Annotated in this window: 20 protein-coding genes; 11 read left to right on the forward strand and 9 right to left on the reverse strand. The window is 67.8% G+C overall.

Annotated features, from left to right (window positions below):
* The first annotated feature begins 97 nt into the window (after nucleotides 1–97).
* From MSG_RS00200 to MSG_RS00210, 3 genes are read left to right on the forward strand one after another with little or no spacing between them, the layout of a single operon-like run.
* Nucleotides 98–1516 carry a DUF4226 domain-containing protein gene (locus MSG_RS00200; protein WP_096436066.1) on the forward strand — a complete coding sequence of 473 codons (1419 nt, stop codon included), beginning with the start codon at nucleotides 98–100 and terminating at the stop codon, nucleotides 1514–1516.
* A 54-nt stretch (nucleotides 1517–1570) separates the two neighbouring features.
* Nucleotides 1571–1888: an ESX-1 secretion-associated protein gene (locus MSG_RS00205; RefSeq protein ID WP_096436068.1), complete on the forward strand. Its 318-nt coding sequence runs from the start codon at nucleotides 1571–1573 to the stop codon at nucleotides 1886–1888.
* Complete coding sequence (locus MSG_RS00210; RefSeq protein WP_096436070.1) at nucleotides 1885–2187, forward strand: DUF2694 family protein; 303 nt, start codon at nucleotides 1885–1887, stop codon at nucleotides 2185–2187. Before MSG_RS00205 ends, MSG_RS00210 begins: the two co-directional genes overlap by 4 nt.
* A gap of 39 nt (nucleotides 2188–2226) precedes the next feature.
* Here MSG_RS00210 and MSG_RS25045 read toward each other — a convergent pair whose 3' ends face one another.
* Nucleotides 2227–2370 carry a hypothetical protein gene (locus tag MSG_RS25045; RefSeq protein ID WP_170063126.1) on the reverse strand — a complete coding sequence of 48 codons (144 nt, stop codon included), beginning with the start codon at nucleotides 2368–2370 and terminating at the stop codon, nucleotides 2227–2229.
* 82 nt (nucleotides 2371–2452) lie between these two features.
* Between MSG_RS25045 and MSG_RS00215 the strand changes: the two genes are divergently transcribed.
* From MSG_RS00215 to MSG_RS00240, 6 genes are all read left to right on the forward strand, one after another.
* Entirely contained in the window at nucleotides 2453–3823 is a 1371-nt protein-coding gene (locus tag MSG_RS00215) for a DUF5631 domain-containing protein (RefSeq protein WP_096436072.1), read from the forward strand.
* 62 nt (nucleotides 3824–3885) lie between these two features.
* The gene (locus tag MSG_RS00220) at nucleotides 3886–4215 is read left to right on the forward strand and encodes a DUF2710 family protein (RefSeq protein WP_096443850.1); all 330 of its coding nucleotides are present in this window, start codon (nucleotides 3886–3888) and stop codon (nucleotides 4213–4215) included.
* Nucleotides 4216–4266: 51 nt separating this feature from the next.
* On the forward strand, nucleotides 4267–5757 hold the full coding sequence (gene eccB / locus MSG_RS00225; protein ID WP_096443852.1) for a type VII secretion protein EccB: 1491 nt from the start codon (nucleotides 4267–4269) through the stop codon (nucleotides 5755–5757).
* Between the two features lie 2 nt (nucleotides 5758–5759).
* Entirely contained in the window at nucleotides 5760–9839 is a 4080-nt protein-coding gene (eccCa, locus tag MSG_RS00230; RefSeq protein WP_096436074.1) for a type VII secretion protein EccCa, read from the forward strand.
* 183 nt (nucleotides 9840–10022) lie between these two features.
* Entirely contained in the window at nucleotides 10023–10328 is a 306-nt protein-coding gene (locus MSG_RS00235; protein ID WP_096436076.1) for a PE domain-containing protein, read from the forward strand.
* A gap of 12 nt (nucleotides 10329–10340) precedes the next feature.
* The gene (locus MSG_RS00240) at nucleotides 10341–11543 is read left to right on the forward strand and encodes a PPE domain-containing protein (protein WP_096436078.1); all 1203 of its coding nucleotides are present in this window, start codon (nucleotides 10341–10343) and stop codon (nucleotides 11541–11543) included.
* Nucleotides 11544–11551: 8 nt separating this feature from the next.
* Here MSG_RS00240 and MSG_RS00245 read toward each other — a convergent pair whose 3' ends face one another.
* Entirely contained in the window at nucleotides 11552–12325 is a 774-nt protein-coding gene (locus MSG_RS00245) for a TIGR03084 family metal-binding protein (protein WP_096443853.1), read from the reverse strand.
* A 9-nt stretch (nucleotides 12326–12334) separates the two neighbouring features.
* Nucleotides 12335–13621, reverse strand: a complete 1287-nt coding sequence (locus tag MSG_RS00250) for an MFS transporter (RefSeq protein ID WP_096436081.1) — start codon at nucleotides 13619–13621, stop codon at nucleotides 12335–12337.
* A 143-nt stretch (nucleotides 13622–13764) separates the two neighbouring features.
* Between MSG_RS00250 and MSG_RS00255 the strand changes: the two genes are divergently transcribed.
* Nucleotides 13765–14373, forward strand: a complete 609-nt coding sequence (locus tag MSG_RS00255) for a YqgE/AlgH family protein (protein ID WP_096443855.1) — start codon at nucleotides 13765–13767, stop codon at nucleotides 14371–14373.
* A 3-nt stretch (nucleotides 14374–14376) separates the two neighbouring features.
* On the opposite strand, the gene MSG_RS00260 is transcribed toward MSG_RS00255, so the two are convergent.
* The 3 genes from MSG_RS00260 to MSG_RS00270 all read right to left on the reverse strand — a co-directional run bounded on the left by MSG_RS00260 (nucleotide 14377) and on the right by MSG_RS00270 (nucleotide 16968).
* The gene (locus MSG_RS00260; protein ID WP_096436082.1) at nucleotides 14377–15366 is read right to left on the reverse strand and encodes a bile acid:sodium symporter family protein; all 990 of its coding nucleotides are present in this window, start codon (nucleotides 15364–15366) and stop codon (nucleotides 14377–14379) included.
* A 28-nt stretch (nucleotides 15367–15394) separates the two neighbouring features.
* Nucleotides 15395–15751 carry a hypothetical protein gene (locus MSG_RS00265; RefSeq protein WP_096436084.1) on the reverse strand — a complete coding sequence of 119 codons (357 nt, stop codon included), beginning with the start codon at nucleotides 15749–15751 and terminating at the stop codon, nucleotides 15395–15397.
* A gap of 68 nt (nucleotides 15752–15819) precedes the next feature.
* The gene (locus MSG_RS00270) at nucleotides 15820–16968 is read right to left on the reverse strand and encodes an LpqN/LpqT family lipoprotein (protein ID WP_096436086.1); all 1149 of its coding nucleotides are present in this window, start codon (nucleotides 16966–16968) and stop codon (nucleotides 15820–15822) included.
* Between the two features lie 187 nt (nucleotides 16969–17155).
* Here MSG_RS00270 and leuS point away from each other — a divergent pair, with 187 nt between their 5' ends.
* On the forward strand, nucleotides 17156–20074 hold the full coding sequence (leuS, locus tag MSG_RS00275; RefSeq protein ID WP_096436088.1) for a leucine--tRNA ligase: 2919 nt from the start codon (nucleotides 17156–17158) through the stop codon (nucleotides 20072–20074).
* Between the two features lie 8 nt (nucleotides 20075–20082).
* Here leuS and MSG_RS00280 read toward each other — a convergent pair whose 3' ends face one another.
* The 3 genes from MSG_RS00280 to MSG_RS00290 all read right to left on the reverse strand — a co-directional run bounded on the left by MSG_RS00280 (nucleotide 20083) and on the right by MSG_RS00290 (nucleotide 22050).
* Nucleotides 20083–20754, reverse strand: coding sequence for an SDR family oxidoreductase (locus MSG_RS00280; protein ID WP_096436090.1), 672 nt, complete (start codon nucleotides 20752–20754; stop codon nucleotides 20083–20085).
* 48 nt (nucleotides 20755–20802) lie between these two features.
* Complete coding sequence (locus MSG_RS00285) at nucleotides 20803–21309, reverse strand: MarR family winged helix-turn-helix transcriptional regulator (RefSeq protein ID WP_096436092.1); 507 nt, start codon at nucleotides 21307–21309, stop codon at nucleotides 20803–20805.
* Between the two features lie 66 nt (nucleotides 21310–21375).
* Entirely contained in the window at nucleotides 21376–22050 is a 675-nt protein-coding gene (locus MSG_RS00290; protein ID WP_181159200.1) for an amino acid ABC transporter ATP-binding protein, read from the reverse strand.
* Nucleotides 22051–22094: the final 44 nt, after the last annotated feature.

Here is a 22094-nt window from a genome sequence, read left to right on the forward strand (position 1 = left end):
GAGGTGAATTGTCGGCGGGAATCGGCGGCACTACTGTCGGCCGGCATGGAGGGGTTGCGTCACGGCCGCACGCGGCGCGGGGCTGTTGAGCGGGCTGATGTCGACATATGACGAATTGCTCGGAACGGTCAAGGTCGTGCGGGACCGCACCGGTGATCCGAATGCGTGGCAGGCGGGGTTGACTCCCGCCGAGCTGACCGCCGTGATCACGCCGACTACCCGGTCGGATGATCTGGCCCCGATTGTGGCCAAGATCCGCCGGCAGCATCCGGACCTGTTCGGCGCCCCCGCGGCACCGCCTGGGGCGGATCTACCGGGCCGGGAGGAGGGCGCCGCCGTCGAGGCCATCTCGGGCGCTGAAGCCGCTCTGTCACATCAGAATTCGGCGAGCTCCCAACTCGATCTGCAAGTGGTGTCGGCGATCATGAATGCGCACCTGAAGACCGTCGAAGGCCGGGACGCGCTGACGACGTTGCAGCGGGACACCGAGGCGGCGGTGCGGGTGCGCTCGGACCTGGACACTCCGGCGGGCGCGCGGGACTTCCAGCGCTTCCTCATCGGCAAGCTCAGAGACATCCGCGCGGTGGTGCTGAACGCCAGCCTGGATGACACGTCGAAGTCGGCGTTGATGGCCGCATGGACCTCGCTCTACGACGCCTCGAAAGACGCCTCGAAAGACACCTCGAAAAGCGCGCCCGACGAACCGCGGCGACTCGCGGCCACCGCCAATGCCGAACCGGCGGGAACGGCCGCCTCGGCGCCCGTGGCCGACGCCGGGACGGATCCGCTGCTGGATTCGCTGCTGGCGGACGACCCGGGGCTGCTCGGCGAGGGCACCGGCGGGGGCACCGCGCCTGCGGCGGGGCCGACCGTGCCGAACTTGCCCAACGCGGGCGTGGCACCGCTGCCTGGTGCCGGCACGATGACCGGCTGGAGTCCGCCGGGCGGATTGCCGCTGCCCGGCCGGCTGGAGGGCGCCGATCCCGCGCCGGCGGGTCCGGATGACCAGGGGCCGCCGCCAGCTGAAGGCGCAGGGGCAACAGACGATTCCGCCGCCGCCGAAGACGTCGGCCACGACGAGGAACGCGACGAGGACGCGTCGGCCGACAGCGACCGTCCACCATCGGGCCCGACGACGGTGACGCTGCCCGACGGCGAGACGGTAACCGCCGCCAGCCCGGAATTGGCCGCGGCCATCAAGGCCGCCGCGGGCGGTGCGCCGATCGCGGACGCGTTCAGCCAGCAGGGCATCACCATTCCCGCGCCAGGAACCGCGGTGCGTAATCCGATCGACCCGGTACAGGTCATACCGGGCGATATCGGCATCTTCACCGACCGTCACGCGCTTGCCCTCGGCCACGGCAAGGCGCTGCTCGATGGGCAGATTCAGCACATCGCCACCGTAAGCGGGCCGAGCTTTCTAGGCTGGGAGCATCCGCCGGCGGCCACGTCGGCGACCGCGCCGGCCGGGACCGACACACCGGCACCGACCCGGCCGGCGGCCACGTCGGCCTAGGAACAATAGTGAACTCGCCGGCTCGGCCGGCGCCGCAGGAACAGGAGACAGCGGATGGCAGATCGAATCCACGTGGTGCCCGCGCACTTGCGTGACGCCGCCGCGCACCATCAGGAGACCGCCGACTACCTGCGCACCATTCCGTCGTCGCACGCGGCGATCCAGGAGAGCCTGGACTCGCTGGGCCCCATCTTCGGTGAACTTCGCGACGCCGGACGCGAACTACTCGAGCTCAGACGCCAGTGCTACCAGCAGCAAGCCGAGGACCACGCCGAGATGGCGCACAAGCTGCATCTCTCGGCGGCGGCATGGGACCAGCACGAGGAAGATGCCGCCGGTCAGTTGGGCGGCGTCGTCGACGGCGGTCGATGACGGACGCCAACCCCGCCTTCGACACGGTTCACCCGAGTGGGCATATTCTTGTCCGCTCGTGCCGCGGCGGGTACATGCACAGCGTCGCCCTCAGCGAAGAGGCGATGGATACCGACGCCGCGACGCTGGCACAGGGCATTTTGTTGACGGCCGATGTGTCCTGGCTCAAAGCGTTGCTGGAAATACGGGACGAGATCGTGGCGGCGGGTCACACCCCGTCCGCCGAGGTGCCGACGCCCGGCGACCTGGATGCGGCCATCGAGAAGCTGCTCGCGCACAAATTGCGCCGCCGCGATTAACGGGCCGCACGAATTTGACGGCCGTACCGGCGTGCCGGCCTAAATCAGCCACCTCTTGGCGGAATCGGGATCGGGCGCGATATCGGTCGGCGGCTCGATGGGGTTGGCGCCGAACAACTCTCGCGCACGGCCAAGCAGGGCGCGGACTTCGTCCAGTTGCTGCTGCAGCGCCGAATCTGCCATGACTTCACGCTACCCAGGCGGGGGCCGCCGCACAATTCACTCTCGGCAATTAAGTTGCCGACGATGTCGGTACGCTGAACCGGTGGCGATCTTCGGTCGGAATTCGGCGCGCCAGCGCCTCCGGAGAGCTACCCGGGAATCACTGACGACGCCGGCTTTCAGCTCTCCCATCGATTGCACCCCATGGGTGATCGGCGGGCTCTGGCCTGTCGAACTGTCGACGATCACCGACGAAAATGCCGCTGTAGCAGAACATCTCAGAGGCGACTTACAGCGAATCACCAGCCGGACCAACGATGAGCTCAAGGTCATCAGGCGCGCCGGGTTAAACGATGCGGCCCGCCATGCCGCGGAGGTCCGGGTCATCGACGAGGCCCGATCCCATGCGGCGCGCCGAGTCGAATCGGCGTTGCGCCAGCTGTACGCGACGACGGTGGCTGCCCGCCCGGCACAGCCGCAATACCCGCGCAGGCCGCCGCCGGGGCGGTTCACCCGCAGCGACGACACAACGCGGGTCATGCCCGCCGTCCGGGCGCAACCGCCTCCCGCGGTCACCGAACCTGCCCAGGAGACGACGGAGGTCATACCGGCGGCGCGGGTGGTCGAGCCGGCCGAGGCCGAGCCGGAGACCAGCCGGCTGTCACTGGACCAGGCTGCCGAACCTGAGGCCGCCCTGGACGCGGAGGTCCCCGCCGACGAGCCCGAGTTCGTTCTTGCCGCGCCGGAGGTCGCTACCCCGCAGCCCGAGACCCCCGCCCCGGCGAGCGAAGCCCCGGTCGCGGAACCGGAAGCCCCCGCCGCCGTCGACACCGAGTCCGACATCGCGCGGTTGCAGCGCCTGCTGGCCTTCGTGGTTCGGCAGGAACCGCAGCTGAACTGGGCGGTCGGTGACCACGCGGATGGCACCACGGTGCTGGTGACCGACCTCGCTCACGGGTGGGTGCCGCCGGGTATCGCGTTGCCGGCTGGCGTGCGCTTGCTGGAGCCGGGTCGGCGCTTCGGCAAGGTCGTTGCGCTGCTGGGCGAGATGACGCGCGCCGTGACCTACACGCCCGGCGATCGGGTGGGTCGCGCGGCGGATTTCGCCCCGACGGACACCTCGGTGCAGCCCCGCGAGCTGCCCGCAGTGGAGGACTTCGGCTGGGAGCTGGGCCGCGTCACGCACTGGCGCGACGGGTTGCCCAGGCTCGTACACACGCTGGCCAAGGCCGCTGCGGCGGGAACCGGCGTCGTTGAGGAAGAGGCCGACCTGCTGCGCGTGCACCTCGACACCGCGCGGTACCAGGTGCTGACCCAATATCCCGAAGTCGACCCCGCGCTCTTGCTGAACTGCCTGTTGCTGGCGGCCACCGAGAGCAGCGTCGCGGGAGACGCGATATCGGCGAACTATCACTTCGCGTGGTTCCAAAAGCTCGACGAGCCGCCGGCCAGCCAGTGGACAGCGGAGTCCTAGCGCCGTGGGGAAAACTGTCAAATCATGAATTGACGCTGGTTGGAGCGCTCGATGATACTGACATCGTGTCGGGGGCGGGCAGTCGCAGCGAGCAGAGCGAGCTGAAGGACCAAGATCTCGTCGAAGCTGTGCTGCGTGAGCTGAGCGAGGCGGCCGACAAGTGGGAAGCCCTTGTCGCGCAAGCTGAGACGATCACCTACAGCGTGGATATGGGGGATATTCGGGCGGTGGCAAATTCCGATGGCAGGTTGGTCGAGTTGGCGTTGCATCCAACCGTGATGACCGGCTACGCCCACGCAGAGCTGGCTGACAGATTGAATCTCGCGATCGCAGCGCTCCGCGAGGAGGCAGCAGCCGAGAACCAGGCCAGGTACGGCGGCGACTTGCATTGATGTCGGTGTCGATGTCGCGAACCCGCATCGACCGCCGAAAGGAGAATGATTGTGCCACTCAATCTGTCCAATCGGGACCAGAACTCGGGGCACCTGTTTTACAACCGGCGGTTGCGGGCCGCGATCACCCGGTTTTCGGTCCGGATGAAGCACGACGACCGCAAACAGCAAGCGGCCGTGGCGCTGTCGATCGTGCTCGTCGTCATCGGCATGGGCTGGATGGCGTTGCTGCACTTCATGAAGCCCGCCGGCCTGGTCGGCCAGTCGTCCATCATCGGCGACCGTGACACCGGCGCCATTTATGCGAAGATCAACGGGCGCCTCTACCCCGCGCTCAATCTGACGTCGGCCCGGCTCGTGATCGGCACCGCCTCCGCCCCGGTCTGGGTAAAGGCGAACGAGATAGCGAAGTACCCGACCGGGCCGATGATCGGTATCCCCGGTGCGCCGGACAGCCTGCCGGTCACGGCGAGCTCCGTATCGGCGTGGTCGGTCTGCGACACCGCGGCTACCCGTGGCAGCGGCACCGCTCCCCTGGTGACCTCGATCGCCGGGCAGCTCTCGCCCGAGGGCCGATCGGCGCCGATGGGACCCACGCAGGCGGTCCTGGGCACTCACAAGGGCGCGACCTACGTCATCTGGCACGGCCAGCGGTCGCGCATCGATCCGACCGACCGATCGGTCACCTTCAACCTCGGACTCGACCCCGGCGTCACCTACCCGATAGAGATTTCGAATGCGCTCTTCGATGCGATGCCATCGACGGAACCCATTGTGCTGCCGGCAGTCCCGGCCCGCGGGACACCATCACGGTTGCTGCCGGGCGTGGTGGTCGGCAGCGTGCTGGAGACCCGTGACGCCAGCGGCACCGTGAACGGCTTCTATGTGCTGCTGCCCGACGGCGTGCAGAAGATCACCAGCTTCGTCGCCGACCTGTTGCGAACGGCGAACTCCGAGGGTTCGACCACGCCGCCGCTGATCCCGCCGGACAAGCTGATCCAAATCCCGGTGATCGACGTGCTCGACGTGGATTACTACCCGTCCGGGAAAATGGAATTCGTTGACACAGCGGCGAATCCGACGACATGCGTGGGCTGGGAGAAGCAGTCCGGTGACCCGCAGGCCCGAATCACCCTGTTCACCGGCCGCGGTCTACCCGTCCCCATCGGGATGGATTCGCACGTGGTGCATCTGGTTCGCGACGACCGTGACCCCAATTCGGCTGAGGCTCAACAAACATTGATGTTGCCGGGCGCCGCGAACTTCGTGACCACGACCAGCGGTGTCGCAACCGCGGACAGTCGGGAAAGCTTGTATTGGCTTTCACCGCAAGGGGTTCGGTACGGAATACAGTCGGATCAGTCCACCCTGAAGGCGCTGGGGCTGGATCCCCAGGCGGCCGTGCAAGCTCCGTGGCCGATCGTGCGCACCTTCGCCGTCGGGCCCGCGATAGGCCGCGATGCGGCCTTGGTCGCCCGTGACGCGGTGGCCGGCGGCGGGGCGGTGGCGCCCATTCCCGATTCCACCGAAAGCGGGGGGTAAGTATGTCCAAGAGAGGTTTCGTACGCGGTCGGCGTAAGCCGCCGCCGAACGTTCCGCCGGTGCGTATCGCGGTGGCCGCGCCGCTGGCGTTGCCCGAACGCGAGCCCCGCAATATCTTGGTGATGATTGCGCTTCCTGCACTGCTGGTGGGAATCATCGGCACTTTGGTGGTGATGTACGCGTCGGGCATCCGATCGCTTCAGTCCGGGTTCTTCCCGATGATCGGCCTGGTCGGTTTCGGCACGCTGATGTTCAGCGGGCGCTTCGGGCGAGGTCGCCGGATCAGTTGGGGCGAACAGGAAAAGCAGCGCCGCAGCTACCTACGCCAACTCGACGACGACCGTGACGAGGTGCAGCACGCCGCTCAGCAGCAGCGCCGCAGCCAGCTCTTCGTGCATGGCGATCCGCAGAAACTGGACACCGTCATCGGTGGGCCGCGGATGTGGGAGCGGCGCGCGACCGACCCGGATTTTCTGGATGTCCGCCTGGGTATCGGCATTCAGCAGGCCAGCGAATCGGCGGTGTCGCTGCAGTGGCCCGACGTCCCGATCGGCGAGGAGCTCGAACCGGTGACCGGCGGTGCGCTCCGGGATTTCATCCTCGAGCAGAGCAAAATCCGCGGCATCGGCAAGGTGCTGAGCCTGCGGTCGAAGCCCGGCTTCAGCTTCATCGGCGACGAGCCCAGCGAGCTGCACAGCTTTGCGCGATCGCTGCTGTGCTCGCTGGCGGTCTACCACAGCCCCGGAGACCTGAAGCTCATGGTGGTGACCCGGCATCCCGAGCAGTGGTCGTGGCTGGTGTGGTTGCCGCACAACCAGCACGACGAGATGTTCGATGCGTGCGGGCTGCGCCGGCTGGTGTTCACGTCCCCGACCGAACTGGAAGAGGCGCTCGACGCCGAGCTGCATCGCAAGGGGCGGGGCCCGTGGACGCCCCCGGTCGGAGCCAGCCCCACCTCCATGCCGTCGCCGATGGAATCGCCCGCCGGGCTGACACTGGGCCCGCACTGGGTGATCGTCGATGACAACGTCGGCACGCCCGAGCAATGGGAGGGCGTGACAGGACAGAAGGGCATGGCCGGCATCACGGTGCTGCGGTTGGCCACCCGCGCCGGCGTCGGCGTCGGATTCGCCGACGAGGGCGAACGTTTCGAGCTGCGCGAAGGCAGGCTCACCCATCGCGGCGCGTTCTACGCCGTGGCCGACATGCTCGCCGAGAGCACCGCCAGCCGCTACGCGCGGGCGATCGCCCGCTGGTCCCCGATGAGCGCCGGCGAGCTGTCGGAGACCGACAGCCAGGGCGGGGAGTTGCTACGGGCGCTGGGAATCAGCGATCCCCGCGAACTCGACGTCGACAGACTCTGGGGCGAAAGCCGTGGGCGCGGTGACTCCAAGTGGGCGATGGTCCCCGTCGGCGTTAGGCAGGGCGGCGAGCTGCAGTACGTCATCCTGCGCGCCAAGGACTTTGGTGGGTTCGGCTTCCACTCGGTGGTGATCGGTACCTCCGGTTCGGGGAAGTCGGAGTACTTCCTGTCGCTGTGCAGCGGTATCGCGTTGACGCACTCCCCCGAGACGTTCATCGTCATCTTCGTCGACATGAAGTTCGAATCGGCGGCCCAGGATCTGCAGGGCTTCCCGCATGTCGCGGGCTCGCTGTCCAACCTCGGAAAAGACGACCGGCACCTGGCCGAGCGGATGCGCAAGGCCGTCAACGGCGAGATCGCCCGGCGTTACCGACTTTTCAACAAGGCCGGGGCCCGCGACGCCAACGAGTATGAGGAAATGCGGCTTGCCGGAAGGGATTTAGAGCCCGTCCCGATCCTACTCGTGATCATCGACGAATACCTCGAGCTGTTCATTCATCACCCCGAGTGGATCGACCTGGTCATTCACATCGGGCAAGAAGGCCGCGGCTGTAACGTCTTCTTCACCCTTGGCGGCCAGCGGCTGGATCTGTCGTCGCTCAGTAAAGCCAAGAGCAACATCGCCTTTCGGGTTGCGCTGCGCGCTGAGACGGCCGAGGACTCCCGCGACGTGATCGGCAGCGACGCCGCCCTGCACTTGCCCTCTAAGGAAAACGGGTACGCCCTGCTCAAGGTGGGTCCGCGCGACATCGAACAGTTCCGGTGCTTCTACGTGTCGGCCCCGTTCGTAGTGCCCAAGCGGGTGGTCAACGTCAACAAGACGGTGGACGTGAGCTTTTCGCAGCCGCGGGCCTTCACCTGGGCCTACCAGCCGCTCAGCGAAGCCGACAGCGAAGCCTTGGCCGTCGCCGAGGAACCCGATGAGCCCGACGAGTTCCTGTTCCACTCCGACGGCTTCCGTAAGAAGAAACTCGTCGATGTCATCCGCGAATCGTTGATGGCTCACCCAGCCCGTCCACCGCACCAAATCTGGCTTCCACCACTGGAAGTCAGCGAGACGATGGACGCCCTGGTGGGTGCGTGGCGGGGCAAGCCGTGGTACGTGGACTACGGGCAGAACCCCGGGCTGGTGTTCCCGGTCGGCGTGGTCGACATTCCCGAAGACCACGCCCAGCGCGTGCATGTGATGGACGTCGAGATGGACAACATCATGGTGGTGGCGACCGCTCAGCGCGGCAAGTCCACCACCCTGATGACTCTGATGGTCTCCGCGGCGCTGATGTATCGGCCGGAACGGGTCACCTTCTTCGGCATCGGGGCGTCGCTGTACCCGGTCGAGGAGCTGCCGCACGTCGCGTCGGTGGTCAGTCAGACTGATACCGAGGGAGTTTCGCGCACCGTCGCGGCGATCGAAGCGTTGATTCTGGCTCGTGAGGCCGCGTTCAAGCAGTACCAAATCGACATCTCCGAGTTCCGGGAGCGACGGTTCGGTACCGAACGCGAAGGCGGCACCGATCCCAACGACAAGTTCGGCGATGTCTTCCTCGTCGTCGACAACTTCAGCGATCTCTACGACAAGGATCCCCCGACGGGCGACCGCCTGGTCTCCATCGCGCGCCAGGGCCTGTCCTACGGCGTGCACATCATGACCAGTGCCACCGCGTGGTTGGTGGGGCAGAAACAGCAACTGGTCAACGTGTCCAACGCCCGTATCCAGTTGCGGCTGAGCAATCCCGACGAGACGCAGATGGGCGAGGGCTTCGAACGGCGCAAAGCCGCCCGCAACACTTTGGACCGGCCCGGCTTCGGGGTCACCCGCGAGGGCCACGAGCTGCTGGTGGGGGTGCCGGAGCTGACCGCCGCCAACGGGGATCGCGTCGCGACCCGCGGGATCGGCGCGGTGATCGCCGAGGTGACCGGCGCCGGGCGGCTGCAGCGCCTAGCGCGGCTACCGGAACGTGTCGCGCTCGCCCAGGTTATCTCGGCGTTCGCCGAGCGCGAGCCGGCGTCCGACCCGTTCAACGTTCCCTTCGCGATCGGCGAAAGTGCCCTGCAACCAACCTACTTGCCGTCCCGCACGGTGCCCAACATGTTGGTGGTGGGCCGGGCCTTGTGCGGCAAGACCACGACGTTGGCGGCGTTCGGGCAGGCGATTATCGGCCAGCTCACCCCGGAGCAGGCGCAGATCACGATCATCGACCCGAAGACGTCGCTGATCGGCAAGATCCGGGGTCCGCACGTCCGTGCCTACGCCTACACCGCCGACGACATCGACGCGGTGGTCGAGGCGCTGGCGGGGGTCCTGCGCGACCGGCTGCCGCCGTCGGGCCTGAGCCAAGAGGAGTTGCTGCGGCGCAGCACCTGGGAGGGTCCGCACCATTTCGTGCTGATCGACGACGAGCAGGAGCTGCGGCCGCACGGGGTGATCGGCAAGGTCGCGGCGACGGCACCGTTGTGGGGATTGATGGAACGCAGCCGTGAGATCGGCCTGCACGTGATTGCTTCCCGGCTTCCCGGCAACTGGGCCGGGGTCTCGGTGACCAATCCATTCCTGCAGAAGATGACCAGTTCGCGGGCACCGACGTTATTCATGGACAACGATCCGGCCGCGGTGAAGGTGTTCGGCCGGGTGAGCGCGCAGCAACTCCCGCCGGGCCGCGGGTTGCTGGTCACCACCGACGGCGCGATGGAAGGCGTGCTGGTGGGAGACGCGGAATAGGTCGGTCCGCCCCGACCGCCCCGACCGCCCCGACCCGCAGAAAGGTGATTCGACACCCTTCCGCGCCCACCATAGAATCGATAAATTCCGCGGCATTCTCGGCGGAGACAACTGGGGTGGGAAGTCAGGCAAATGGGTATTCCCCTGTAGCCGTGACTGGCAATGCGAATTACGGAGGGCAAAATGGGTGGGCTGTATCAGTTTGGCTCAGAGGCCGTCGACCTGTCGTCGACCGCCGAAACGGGAATCAGCGAGGAAATGGCGGCCACCACGGCGGCCGGAGGCGCGGCGCTCACCGGGGTGCTGCCGATGGCCCCGGATGCCGACTCGGTCGAGTTCGCGGCCGCGCTGAATGCCGCAGGGGCGACCTATCTGGCTACGGCGACCGAGCACGCCGGGCAGCGCGCCGGGTTCGCCGGAGCCCAGGGCCTGGCGTCCATATCGAACGTCGCCGCCGACGCGGCCGGCGCTGCCGCTTCCGCCGTATAAGTCGATCTCGTCATGGCTGATCCCAGGTGGAACGGTCCGCCCGAGATCGTCGCTGCGATCTTCGAGGCGGGTAACCCCGCGTCGGTGCTCGCCAACAACGCCGTGTGGGTCACCGAGACGACGAACAAGGAAGTCGCGGCGGGTCTTTCCACGGTCAATTCCGTGGCAACCGCCGCTCAGTGGCAGGGCTTCGGTGGGGTGGCGTCGATGGCCACCAGCACCGGTCTGAACATGGGACTGCACACGCTGGTGGGCTGGACGGCGCATAAGATCGCCGTTACCCAAGCTGCGGTCGAGGCGTTCACGCTGGCGAGGTCGTCGGTCATCCCGTCGATCGTGTCGACCACCAACCGGGTCGAATGGCACACCTTGTTCTCGACGAACTTCTTCGGTCAAAACACGCCCGCGATGGCCGAGCGGGACGGTGAGTATTACTTCGAGCACTGGCCGCAGAACTCGAGCATCGGCTGGGCCTACGCCAGCACTTTGGCAGCACTCATTGCGGCGCTGGCGGTTCCGCCCCCTATCGCACCGATGGGCGCCTCCCCTGCCGCCCCGGCCGCTGCGGCCTCGGCGGTCGGCCAAGCGGCGGCGCAGGGCGGCATGAACGGCGCGCTGCAGGTCGGCAGCCAGGCGACACAAGGCGCGGGGCAGGCGGCTGCCGCCCCCGCCGAGGGCGGCAGCCAGATGAGCTCGATGATGCAGATGCCGATGCAGATGATGCAGAGCGTGATGGAGCCGCTGCAGTCGGTGGTCAAGGCGCCGATGGAAGCATTCCAGGGTCTCGGCCAGATGCCGATGCAGATGATGCAGTCAATGGGTGGGTTGTTCTCCGGGGCCGGCGGCGGCAACGCCGGCGCGGCCGGTGCCGCCGCCGAACCGGTGCTGGCAGGTGCGGGCGGTTTGGGCGCCTCGGGTGCCGGCGGCGCGGGCGGTGCGGTCGGCAGTCTTGGTAGCTCCGGTGTCGGCCTCACCAGCTACACGCGCCCCACCAGCAGCTTCGAACCCGAGACCGCCGGCCGGCCCACAAGCCTGCGCGCGGGCGTGCTCAACGCCGCCGAGGTGCGCGGCCCGACGGCCACGACCGGGGTGGGCGGATCGCCGATGCCGATGTCGCCGGCTGGCATGCTGGGGCACGGCAAGGAAGGCACCGCGGAAAAGGACGTCGCTCGCGCTCGCGTGGTCGTCGGGTCAGATCGGACCGACTCCGAGTAGCGGAGCGGTCACCGACCCGAGCCGGGCGGACCCGCGAAAGCCTGCGCGATGCCCAGCCAGCGCTGCGCATCCTGCCCGATCGCGGTGATATCGAGCGCGGTCAGCGGCCGCCGCTGAGTGACCAGGAAACAGAAGTCCTCGGCGTCGCCGGTCACCCGCTGAGCGGCGTCGGGCGGACCCCACGTCCAGGTATCGCCGCCGGGTCCGCGCAGCTCGACCAGAAACGGCTCGGCCGGCGGCGTCAGATCATTGACGACGAACGCGTAATCGCGGGTGCGCACGCCGATGTGGGCGATAGCACGCAGCCGCTCGGTGGCCGGGCGTTTGACTCCGAGCGCGTCGGCGACGTCGAGCCCGTGGGCCCAGGTCTCCATCAGGCGGGCGGTGGCCATCGACGTCGCGCTCATTGGCGGCCCGAACCACGGCAGCTTCCGGCCGTCGGTGACCGCGAGCAGCTCGTCGTGCAGCCGTCCGCGGGTGACCCGCCAGTTATCCAACAGCTCGGCGGGGGGCACCGCGGCCAGCTCCGCGGCGCCGGCATCGACGAAGCCGCCGGGGTCCTGCGCGGCGGCGGTCAACATCTCCGTGAATCCCGCCGCGTCGGTGACGGACTTCAGGGCCGCCCGGTCGGTCCACAGCAGATGCCCGATCTGGTGGGCGATCGTCCAGCCCGGCGCCGGTGTCGGATCGGCCCAGCGTTGTGCCGCCAGCGGCGCGACCAACGCGTCCAGGTCGTCGCTTTCGGCCCGAAGTTCGGCCACGAAGGGAGCGGGATCGGCCATCATTGCCTCCTAGCGCGCCGCCGCGGGCTGCCCGCGACGGCCGACGACACTGTGCACCAGCAGCCCCACCAAATACAGAGCCGACGCGAACACCACGAACGCGGGCGCATAGCCGTCGGCCGGAATCAACGCTGCCGCAATCGAATTGGCGATGATGAAGGATACCCAGAACAGGGCGTCCTGCACCGCGAACACGTGCCCACGCAGCGCGTCGTCGACGTCCATCTGCATCGCCGAATCGGCGCACAGCTTGACCACCTGGCCGGTGATGCCGAGGAAGAAGCTGCACCCCACCATCACCGGCACCATCAGCCCGGCCCCCGCCACCTCGATCAACGCCGCGGCCGTCAGCGCGCCGTTCGCCGCCGCATAGCGGCCCCAGCGCCGCACCGTCGGCGGCGTCAGCAGGTTGGCCAGAAATGCTCCCAGCCCCGAGGCGGCGAAGAACACCAGCGCGATGCCCAACCCGCCGACCGCCGGATCCTTGACGCGGTGGGCGAGCAGCAACAGCAACAGCGAGTTGATGCCCACCACCATCCGGTGGGTGGCCAGCGCGGACAGGGCGGCGGCGACCGTGGGTGTGCGCACTATCGTGCGGGCGCCGTAAATCCACCCGGTGATCACCGCGTAGAACGCCGAGCCGTGAATCGCGCGACGGCCGTCCTTCGGGCCGAGCACCCGCGGGCCGAAACGCAACGACAGCAGCAATGCGATCGATATCGGGGCGGCGGTTGTGAAGATGATGGCCGCGGCGCCCTTGTCGCCGGCGCCGAAGAAGAAGCGCGGGACCAACATGAAGTTGGCGCCGAGGAAGGCCGCGATCGCGCCTGAGGCGGTCGCCACCGAGTTCATCGTGACGACCTGTTCCCGCGGCACCACGTCGGGCAGCGACGCCGACAGGCCGGACGCGACGAAGCGGGCCATCCCGTTGGCGAGCAGCGCCCCGAGCAACAGCGGGACCTCGCCGGCGCGGATCGCCAGGATGGTCCCGATCGCACCGATGAGGGCCAGTCGGCACAGATTGGCTCCGACCAACACCCAGCGCCGATCCCAGCGGTCCATCAACGCCCCGGCGAAGGGCCCCAACAGCGAGTAGGGCAAGAACAGCACCGCGAATGCGCGCGCCATCGAGGCGGGGTCGGCGGCCCGGTCGGGGTTGAACAGCAGCGCTCCGGCGACCGTCGCCTGGAACAGGCCGTCGCCGAACTGGCTTGCCATGCGCAGCTGCATCAGTCGCCAGAAATCGGGCATGCTGCGCACCGACCGCCACAGTTCGACGGGTGCACTCGATTGCATCCGGGCTTGAAACAAAAGGACCGACTTCCACCGATTGGGCGTGGGTGCGCGTTGTCACCCTCGACGCCGCCCCACTAACAGTACAAATGTTGCAGCGGCGGACCTATTTTCCCCGGGTTGTGCTGCGGGAGTGCGATGATGGTCTGATGCCGCCGCCCGAAGATCCCGAAGACTCGGTCGCACCCGCCGCGCAGCGGGTGCGTGCGGGTACCTTGCTGCTGGCCAACACCGATCTTCTCGAGCCGACGTTCCGGCGCAGCGTGATCTACATCGTCGAGCACAACGACGGCGGCACGCTCGGGGTGGTGCTCAACCGGTCCAGCGAGACCGCGGTCTACAACGTGTTGCCGCAGTGGGCGAAGTTGACGGCCAAGCCGAAGACGATGTTCATCGGCGGGCCGGTGAAGCGCGACGCGGCCCTGTGCCTGGCGACGTTGCGCGTCGGCTCGGACCCCCAGGGCGTACCGGGCCTGCGGCATGTGGCGGGGCGCATCGTGATGGTCGATCTGGATGCCGAACCGGACCTGATCGCTCCCCTGGTGGAGGGGGTACGGATCTTCGCCGGGTACTCGGGCTGGACGATCGGTCAGCTCGAAGGCGAGATCGAGCGCGATGATTGGATTGTGTTGTCGGCGTTGCCTTCTGACGTGCTGGTGGGGCCGAAGGCGGACCTGTGGGGTCAAGTGCTGCGCCGCCAGCCGCTGCCGCTGTCGCTGCTTGCCACCCACCCCATCGACGTCAGCAGGAACTGAGCGCTACTCCCCCGCCTCCGGCGCCGCGTCGGCTTGGCGTGCGAGCCTGCTCGCGATCATGGCGCAGACCACGAGCTGGATCTGGTGAAAGATCATCAGCGGCAACATGGTCAGACCGACGGTCGCCGCGGGGAAGAACACCAGCGCCATCGGCAGCCCGGACGCCAGGCTCTTTTTCGAACCGCAGAACAGCAACACGATGGCATCGCCCCGGTCGAGTCGGCCCAACCGGCCGATAACGGTGGTGGCGGTCAGCACGACCGCCAGTAGTGCCGCGGCGACCAGCGCGACCAGGAGCAATTGCCGCACCTCGACGCCGGCCCAGATCCCTTCCACCACACCCATCGAGAACGCGGTGTACACCACGAGCAGGATCGAGCCTCGGTCGACGACCTTGAGCACCGCCGCGTACCGGGCGATCAGCCCGCCGAGCACCGGCCGCAGCAACTGGCCGGTGCCGAACGGCAACACCAGCTGCAGCACGATGTCGCGGATCGCCGTGGCGTCGACATGGACCCCGCCGCTGGTGTTCATCAGCAGCACCACCAACAGCGGGGTCAGCACCACACCGAGGATGTTGGACAACGAGGCGCTCACGATCGCGGCCGAAACGTTGCCCCGCGCGATGGACGTGAACGCGATCGACGACTGCACCGTCGACGGGACCAGGCACAGGAACAACAACCCGTTGTAGAGGTCGGCGGTCATGACCGAGGGCACCAGAATCCGGGCGGCCAACCCCAACACCGGAAAGATCACGAACGTGGTGGACAGCACCAGCAGGTGCAGTCGCCATTGGCGTACGCCGTGCCAGGCCTGCTGCGGTGAGAGTCGCGCGCCGTAAAGGAAGAACAGCAGCGCGATGGCCGTCTTGGCGGCGATCGACACGATTTCGGCGGCCCGGCCGTGCGCGGGGAGCAGGGCGGCCAGGGCCACGGTTGCGGCCAGGGCCAGCAGGAACACGTCGAGAATCGCGGCGAACCGTCTGATCATGACGAGTCGACCAGGACCGGGCGCGGGCTCAGTGGCAGGACTGCGTGCAGACGGCGCACGCACCGGCGCACCCGTCCTCCGGAGTGCCCGCCGCCGCGGTTTCCCGGCGCAGCGCAAAGCGCGCGCTCTGCCACGAACCGGCCGCCAGGGTGCCCAGCGCGCCCACCACGCAGACGATGATCACCACCAGCGCGGTGTGCGGTGACGCGGCGAGGGCAACCACGCCGCCGGCGGCCAGCATGATCGCGGCAGCCAACTGCGTCGGCGCCAGGGCGCGCAGGGCCAGTGCTGAGGTATCGACGACCTGGTTGCGGGACAGCGACCAGGTTCCGAAGCCGGCGGAAGCCACCGCCGCACATATGCAGAGCACCCCCGCGATCACCATGCGTTCACAATACGAGGCGGGTCGTCGGTGTGCGCGCCCGGCCGCGGCGGGCTGGGGATGGCGCGACGTTAGCGGCCAGTGATGCTGGTGAAGTTCGGCAGCGGGGGCAGCCCGGGCACCAGCGCCAACAAATTCGGCGCGGGCTGCGCGGCCTGCAGCTGGCTCGGCACCGCAGCCGGCGCGGGAGCGGCGGCGGGTGCGGGGAGGGCGGCCGCGGCGGCGGGCGGTTGCGCCGGGATCACCGCGGGCGCGCGAACCGGGGCCGGGGCGGCCGCGGGGGTTTGGCCGGGAAGCCCGACCGGAGCGGTACTCGGGGCCGGCGCCGCCGGGGCTCCCGGCGCGGTGACGCGGAATCCGTTGATGATCGCGTTGGTGGCCGGCGCGTCCGAGACCGCCACGGCGCGGTCGGTGGTCACCGACAGCGACACCAGGTACTTGTCGTGCCCCGAACTCGCGATGACGTGACGCCGCGAGGTGTTCAGCGTCATATCGCCTTCGCGGTAGGTGCCTTCGACGACCGAGGAGGGGAAGCCCGCGAAGTCAGCCATCGACGCGTTGGTGGGCTGCCACGCCAGCAGCTTCTGGCTGTCGACGTAGCCGTGCGTGATCGCTTCCCTGGGGTCGAAGTTGCCGACCAGTTTGTACACCACTACCTGCGCGTTTGAGGTGTACACGCTGGCGCCTTGCCGGTCGGCGATGACGGCGAACGCGTCCGGCACGTTGGGGTCGGGGACCTGCGTCCAGCGCGCCGGCACCGGCAGGGTGATGTCGAGCGCCTTGAACCCCTGCGGCTTCTGCGCCTCCAGCTTCACGCCCTTGGATTGGAAGTAGTCGCGCAGCGTCCCGGAAGCTGCGGGGGTGGGGGCCGGCTGGGCGGGGGCCCCGGCCGCGGCGGGTGCGGCTGCGAGCGTCGGCGGCGCGAACGGGTTGGCGGCGGGTGGGGTGGGGGCGACGGCGGCAGCGCCGGGCGCCACGGCAAGGCTCGGCGGCGCAAACGGATTCGCGGACGGCGGGGTGGGGACGAACCGTCTTCCGGCAGCGCCGCCGGGGGCCGCCACGAAGTTCTGCGGTGTCTGCACGGCGCCGGCGGGGGCGGGCGGCGGCGTGGGGGCTACCGGGTCGGCGGACGCGATGCCGCCGGCAAAAACGGTGACGCCGATCGCCGCGGCGGCGCAGCCGCCGACGAATACACGCCACGGAACGGCGATCTCAGTCATGTCCGTCGGTCCTTCCGAATGGCTGGGGAGCCAGCACCCGTAGTACAGAGGCTGACTGTAACCACGGGTCAAAGACGGTGAACAGCCCCGACATCGACCTGGGATGAAGCCCTGATCGGTGCGCAACTCAACCTTTATCAACCTGTGGCCGACGAACGCAGCGAGGCGGTCCTTATACCCTGGTCACGTGACCGAACCTCCGACCACCGCGTCCCGGAGCTACGCCCTGGCCGCTCCGACGGACTCCGACGCCCCGCCACACCGCTACACCGCGGAGCTGGCGGGCCGCATCGAGGACGCTTGGCAGCGGAACTGGGCGACGTTGGGGACGTTCAACGTCCCCAACCCGGTCGGGTCGCTGGCTCCCGCGGATCCGAGCTCGATCCCCGACGACAAGCTGTTCGTGCAGGACATGTTTCCCTACCCGTCGGGCGACGGCCTGCACGTCGGGCACCCCTTGGGCTATATCGCCACCGATGTGTACGCCCGCTTCTTCCGGATGAACGGTCGGAACGTGTTGCACGCGCTGGGCTTTGATTCCTTCGGCCTGCCCGCAGAACAGTATGCGGTGCAAACCGGTACCCATCCGCGCACCAGGACCGACGCCAACATCGTCAACTTCCGCCGTCAGCTGAGCCGCCTGGGTCTCGGACACGACAGCCGGCGCAGCTTTTCGACCACCGATGTCGAGTTCTACAAGTGGACGCAATGGATCTTCCTGCAGATCTACAACGCCTGGTTCGACACCGCGGCGAACAAGGCGCGGCCGATCGCCGAGCTGATCGCCGAGTTCGAGTCCGGCCGCCGCCGCGTCGACGACGGCCGGGACTGGGCGACGTTGTCGGCGGGGGAGCGTGCCGACGTGATCGACGGCTTTCGCCTGGTCTATCGGGCCGATTCGCTGGTCAACTGGTGCCCCGGGCTGGGCACGGTGCTGGCCAACGAAGAGGTGACCGCCGATGGTCGCAGCGACCGGGGCAATTTCCCGGTATTCCGAAAGCGGTTGCGGCAGTGGATGATGCGGATCACCGCGTACTCCGACCGGCTGCTCGACGATCTGGAGCTGTTGGACTGGCCGGAAAAGGTCAAGACGATGCAGCGCAACTGGATCGGGCGGTCGACCGGAGCGGAGGCGTTGTTCTCTGCCTCGGTGCCTAGCGGCGCCCGAGCGGGCACGCAGGTCGATATCGAGGTGTTCACCACGCGTCCCGACACGTTGTTCGGCGCCACCTACCTGGTGCTGGCGCCCGAGCACGAGCTGGTCGACGAGCTGGTCGCCGCGGCCTGGCCCGACGATGCCGACGCCCGCTGGACCTACGGCGCCCCCACCCCCGCCGAAGCCGTGGCGGCCTACCGGCGCTCGATCGCGGCGAAGTCCGACCTGGAACGCCAGGAGAGCAAGCAGAAGACCGGCGTTTTTCTTGGCAGCTTCGCGACCAATCCCGCCAATGGCAAGCCGGTGCCGATCTTCATTGCCGACTATGTGTTGGTGGGGTACGGCACCGGCGCGATCATGGCGGTACCGGGTCACGATCAGCGGGACTGGGACTTCGCAACGGAATTCCACCTGCCGATTCTGGAAGTCATTGCGGGCGGCGATATTTCACAGGGCGCCTACACCGGCGACGGGGTTCTGGTGAATTCCGGTTTTCTCGACGGAATGGACGTGGCCGCGGCCAAGAAGGCGATCACCGCGCACCTGGAGTCTGAGGGCCGCGGCCGGGCCCGCATCGAATTCAGGTTGCGTGACTGGCTTTTCGCGCGGCAACGGTATTGGGGCGAGCCCTTCCCGATCGTCTACGACAGCGACGGGCGTGCGCATGCCCTCGACGATGCGGCACTGCCGGTGGAATTACCCGACGTGCCCGACTATTCGCCCGTTCTGTTCGACCCCGACGACGCGAGCAGCGAGCCGTCGCCCCCGCTGGCCAAGGCCACCGAGTGGGTGCACGTTGAGCTGGATCTCGGGGATGGCCTGAGGCCCTACACCCGCGACACCAATGTGATGCCGCAGTGGGCCGGCAGCTCCTGGTATGAGCTGCGTTACACCGATCCACACAACTCAGAACGGTTCTGCGCCAAGGAAAACGAGGCTTACTGGATGGGACCGCGGCCCGCGGAGCATGGCCCGCAGGACCCGGGCGGCGTCGACCTGTACGTCGGCGGTGCGGAGCACGCGGTGCTGCACCTGCTGTATTGCAGGTTCTGGCACAAGGTTTTGTACGACCTGGGGCATGTGTCGTCGCGAGAGCCCTACCGCAGGCTGGTCAACCAGGGCTACATCCAGGCGTTCGCCTACACCGACGCCCGGGGGTCGTACGTCCCGGCCGACGAGGTGATCGAACGCGGCGACGGATTCGTCTACCCCGGACCCGACGGCGAGGTGCAGGTCTTCCAGGAATTCGGCAAAATCGGTAAGAGCCTGAAGAATTCGATCTCGCCCGACACCATCTGTGACGAGTACGGCGCCGACACCCTGCGCGTGTACGAAATGTCGATGGGCCCGCTCGAGGCATCCCGACCCTGGGCCACCAAGGACGTCGTCGGTGCACACCGTTTCCTGCAGCGGGTCTGGCGGCTGGTGGTCGACGAGAGCACCGGCGAACTGCGGGTGGCCGATACGGCAGAGCAGCTGGACGACGAGACGCTGCGGGTGCTGCATCGCACCATCGCCGGAGTATCGGAAGATTATGCGGCGCTGCGCAATAACACCGCGGCGGCCAAACTGATCGAGTACACCAACCACCTGACCAAGACGCATCGCGACGTGGTGCCCCGCGCGGCGGTCGAGCCGCTGGTGCTGCTGCTGGCGCCGCTGGCCCCGCATCTGGCCGAGGAGTTGTGGTTGCGGCTGGGGCACACCAGCTCGCTCGCGCACGGCCCGTTCCCGCAGTCCGACCCCGCGTATCTCGTCGACGACACCGTCGAGTACCCGGTCCAGGTCAACGGCAAGGTGCGGGGACGGGTGCTGGTGGCTGCCGACGCCGACTCTGAAACGCTGAAAGCCGCGGCGCTGGCGGACGAAAAGGTGCAGGCGTTCCTGGCGGGCGCCACCCCGCGCAAGGTGATCGTGGTCGCCGGCCGGCTGGTCAACCTGGTCGTCTGAGCACCCGGCTAGCGTCCTGCCGGACGGAGCACCACTTCGTGGACGTGACCGTCGCGCGGCGTGGCCACCACGTTGGCGACTACGGTCGCCACGGTCTCGGGCCGCAGGAAGCCGGCCGGGTCGTACTCGCCGCCCTCGAATGCGACGAGCTCGCGCTGCATGTCGGTGTCGGTGCGGCCCGGATAGACCGTCGTCACCCGCAGCTGCGGCTCGTCGCCGCGCAACGAGTCGGCGAACGCGCGCAACGCGAACTTGCTGGCCGAGTACGACGCCATGCCGGGGGAGGGGTTGCGCCCCGCTCCGGAATTGATGAAGACCACCTGACCGCGTGCGGCCCGCAGCGCCGGCAGCAGCGCTAGCGTAAGAGCAACCGGCCCAAACACATTCACGCTGAAGGTCGCGCGCCACTCCTCGATGCTGGACTCGTCGACATGGCCCGGGATCGACAGGCCCGCGTTATGCACCAGCACGTCTAGCTCGTCGACGATTTCACAGCCGGACTCGATCGCGTCCGTATCGGTGAGGTCCATCGGGAAGGTGGTGGCGTCGAGCCGGAACGCAACGGCGTCGAGCCGATCTGAGGGTCTACCGGCCAGCAGCAGGGTGTGGGTCGGCGCCAGCGCCGCGGCGATGGCCGAGCCGATACCGCCGCTGGCGCCGGTGATGAGTGCAGTGGGCATGCCGCTCAGTCTACGATCATCACCAATATCGTTGGAAACCAGATACTTTCACGCCTGCTTACGCGCGGCAGGCTCTCCGTTGGGGCCGGAGCTCGGCTCGCCGCAGGCCAGCCGTTCCAGCGGTGCCAGCGCCTGGGTCAGCGTGTCCAGGTCGGACGGCGAAAGCGAGCTGAGCATCGCGGCCAGCACGGCGTGCCGGTTGGCCAGCGACTCCGCATGTACCGCCCGCCCGCGCGGGGTGATGTCCACCAGCACCGCCCGCAGGTCCGATGGATCGCGCGAACGTTTCACCAGCCCGATCTTCTCGAGTCGGCGGATGGCCACCGTCGTGGTGGGCGTCCGCACCCGCTCGTGTGCGGCCAGGTCGGTCATCCGGATCGGTCCCTGATCGAGCAGCGTCACCAGAATCGACAGTTGCGCCAAGGTCAATTCGCCCGCGACCACTCCGCTGGTGGGGTCGCCGCGGCGCAGGATCGAAAACAGTTTGGACAGCGCGCGGTGCAGGCCTTCCGCAAGCTCGGTGACGTCGCCCGCGGGGGATTCGCTGTCCGCCATAAGTCGGCAGTCTAACCCGATATGCGGCACGTACAAGGGAGCTATCGGCGACTAGTTATCTACGCCTCATAACACCTGGGATAGAAATCGCTGTAGGCGATCGGTCTTAGCGGCTTCGAATATCTGCTCCGGCGGCCCGTATTCCACGACTTTGCCTTGATCCATGAATACCACCGCATCCGATGCGGACCGGGCGAAACCCATTTCGTGGGTGACCACCACCATCGTCATGCCGCCGGCGCCCAGATCGGCAATGAGTTTCAGCGCGCCCTTGACCATTTCCGGATCCAGCGCCGAGGTCGCCTCGTCGAAAAACATCACCTGCGGCGACATTGCCAGCGCGCGGGCGATCGCGACGCGCTGCTGCTGGCCGCCCGACAACATGCTGGGGCGGGCATCGGCCTTGTGTTTCAGCCCAACTCGGTCCAGCTGAGTCAGCGCCAGATCGCGTGCCTCGTCGGTGGATATGCCGCGAAGTTTGCGCGGCGCGAGCGCGACGTTCTTGAGGATGCTCAGGTGGGGGAACAAGTTGAAATGCTGGAAAACCATGCCGATGCGCTGGCGCAGTTCGGCGGGATCGTCACCCAGCACCGATCGCCCGTCCAGCAAAATGTCTCCGCTATCCGGTTCGTGCAAGCGGTTCAGGGTGCGCAGCAGCGTGGACTTGCCGGAGCCGGACGGCCCGATCACGGCCGCGGTGGTGCCCGCGGGAACCTCTATGTCCACGCCCCGCAGCACCATCGTCCCGCCCAGGATCTGGTGAATGTCCTTGGCCTGCAACGACA

This window comes from Mycobacterium shigaense, from assembly GCF_002356315.1.
Taxonomy (GTDB): Bacteria; Actinomycetota; Actinomycetes; order Mycobacteriales; family Mycobacteriaceae; genus Mycobacterium; species Mycobacterium shigaense.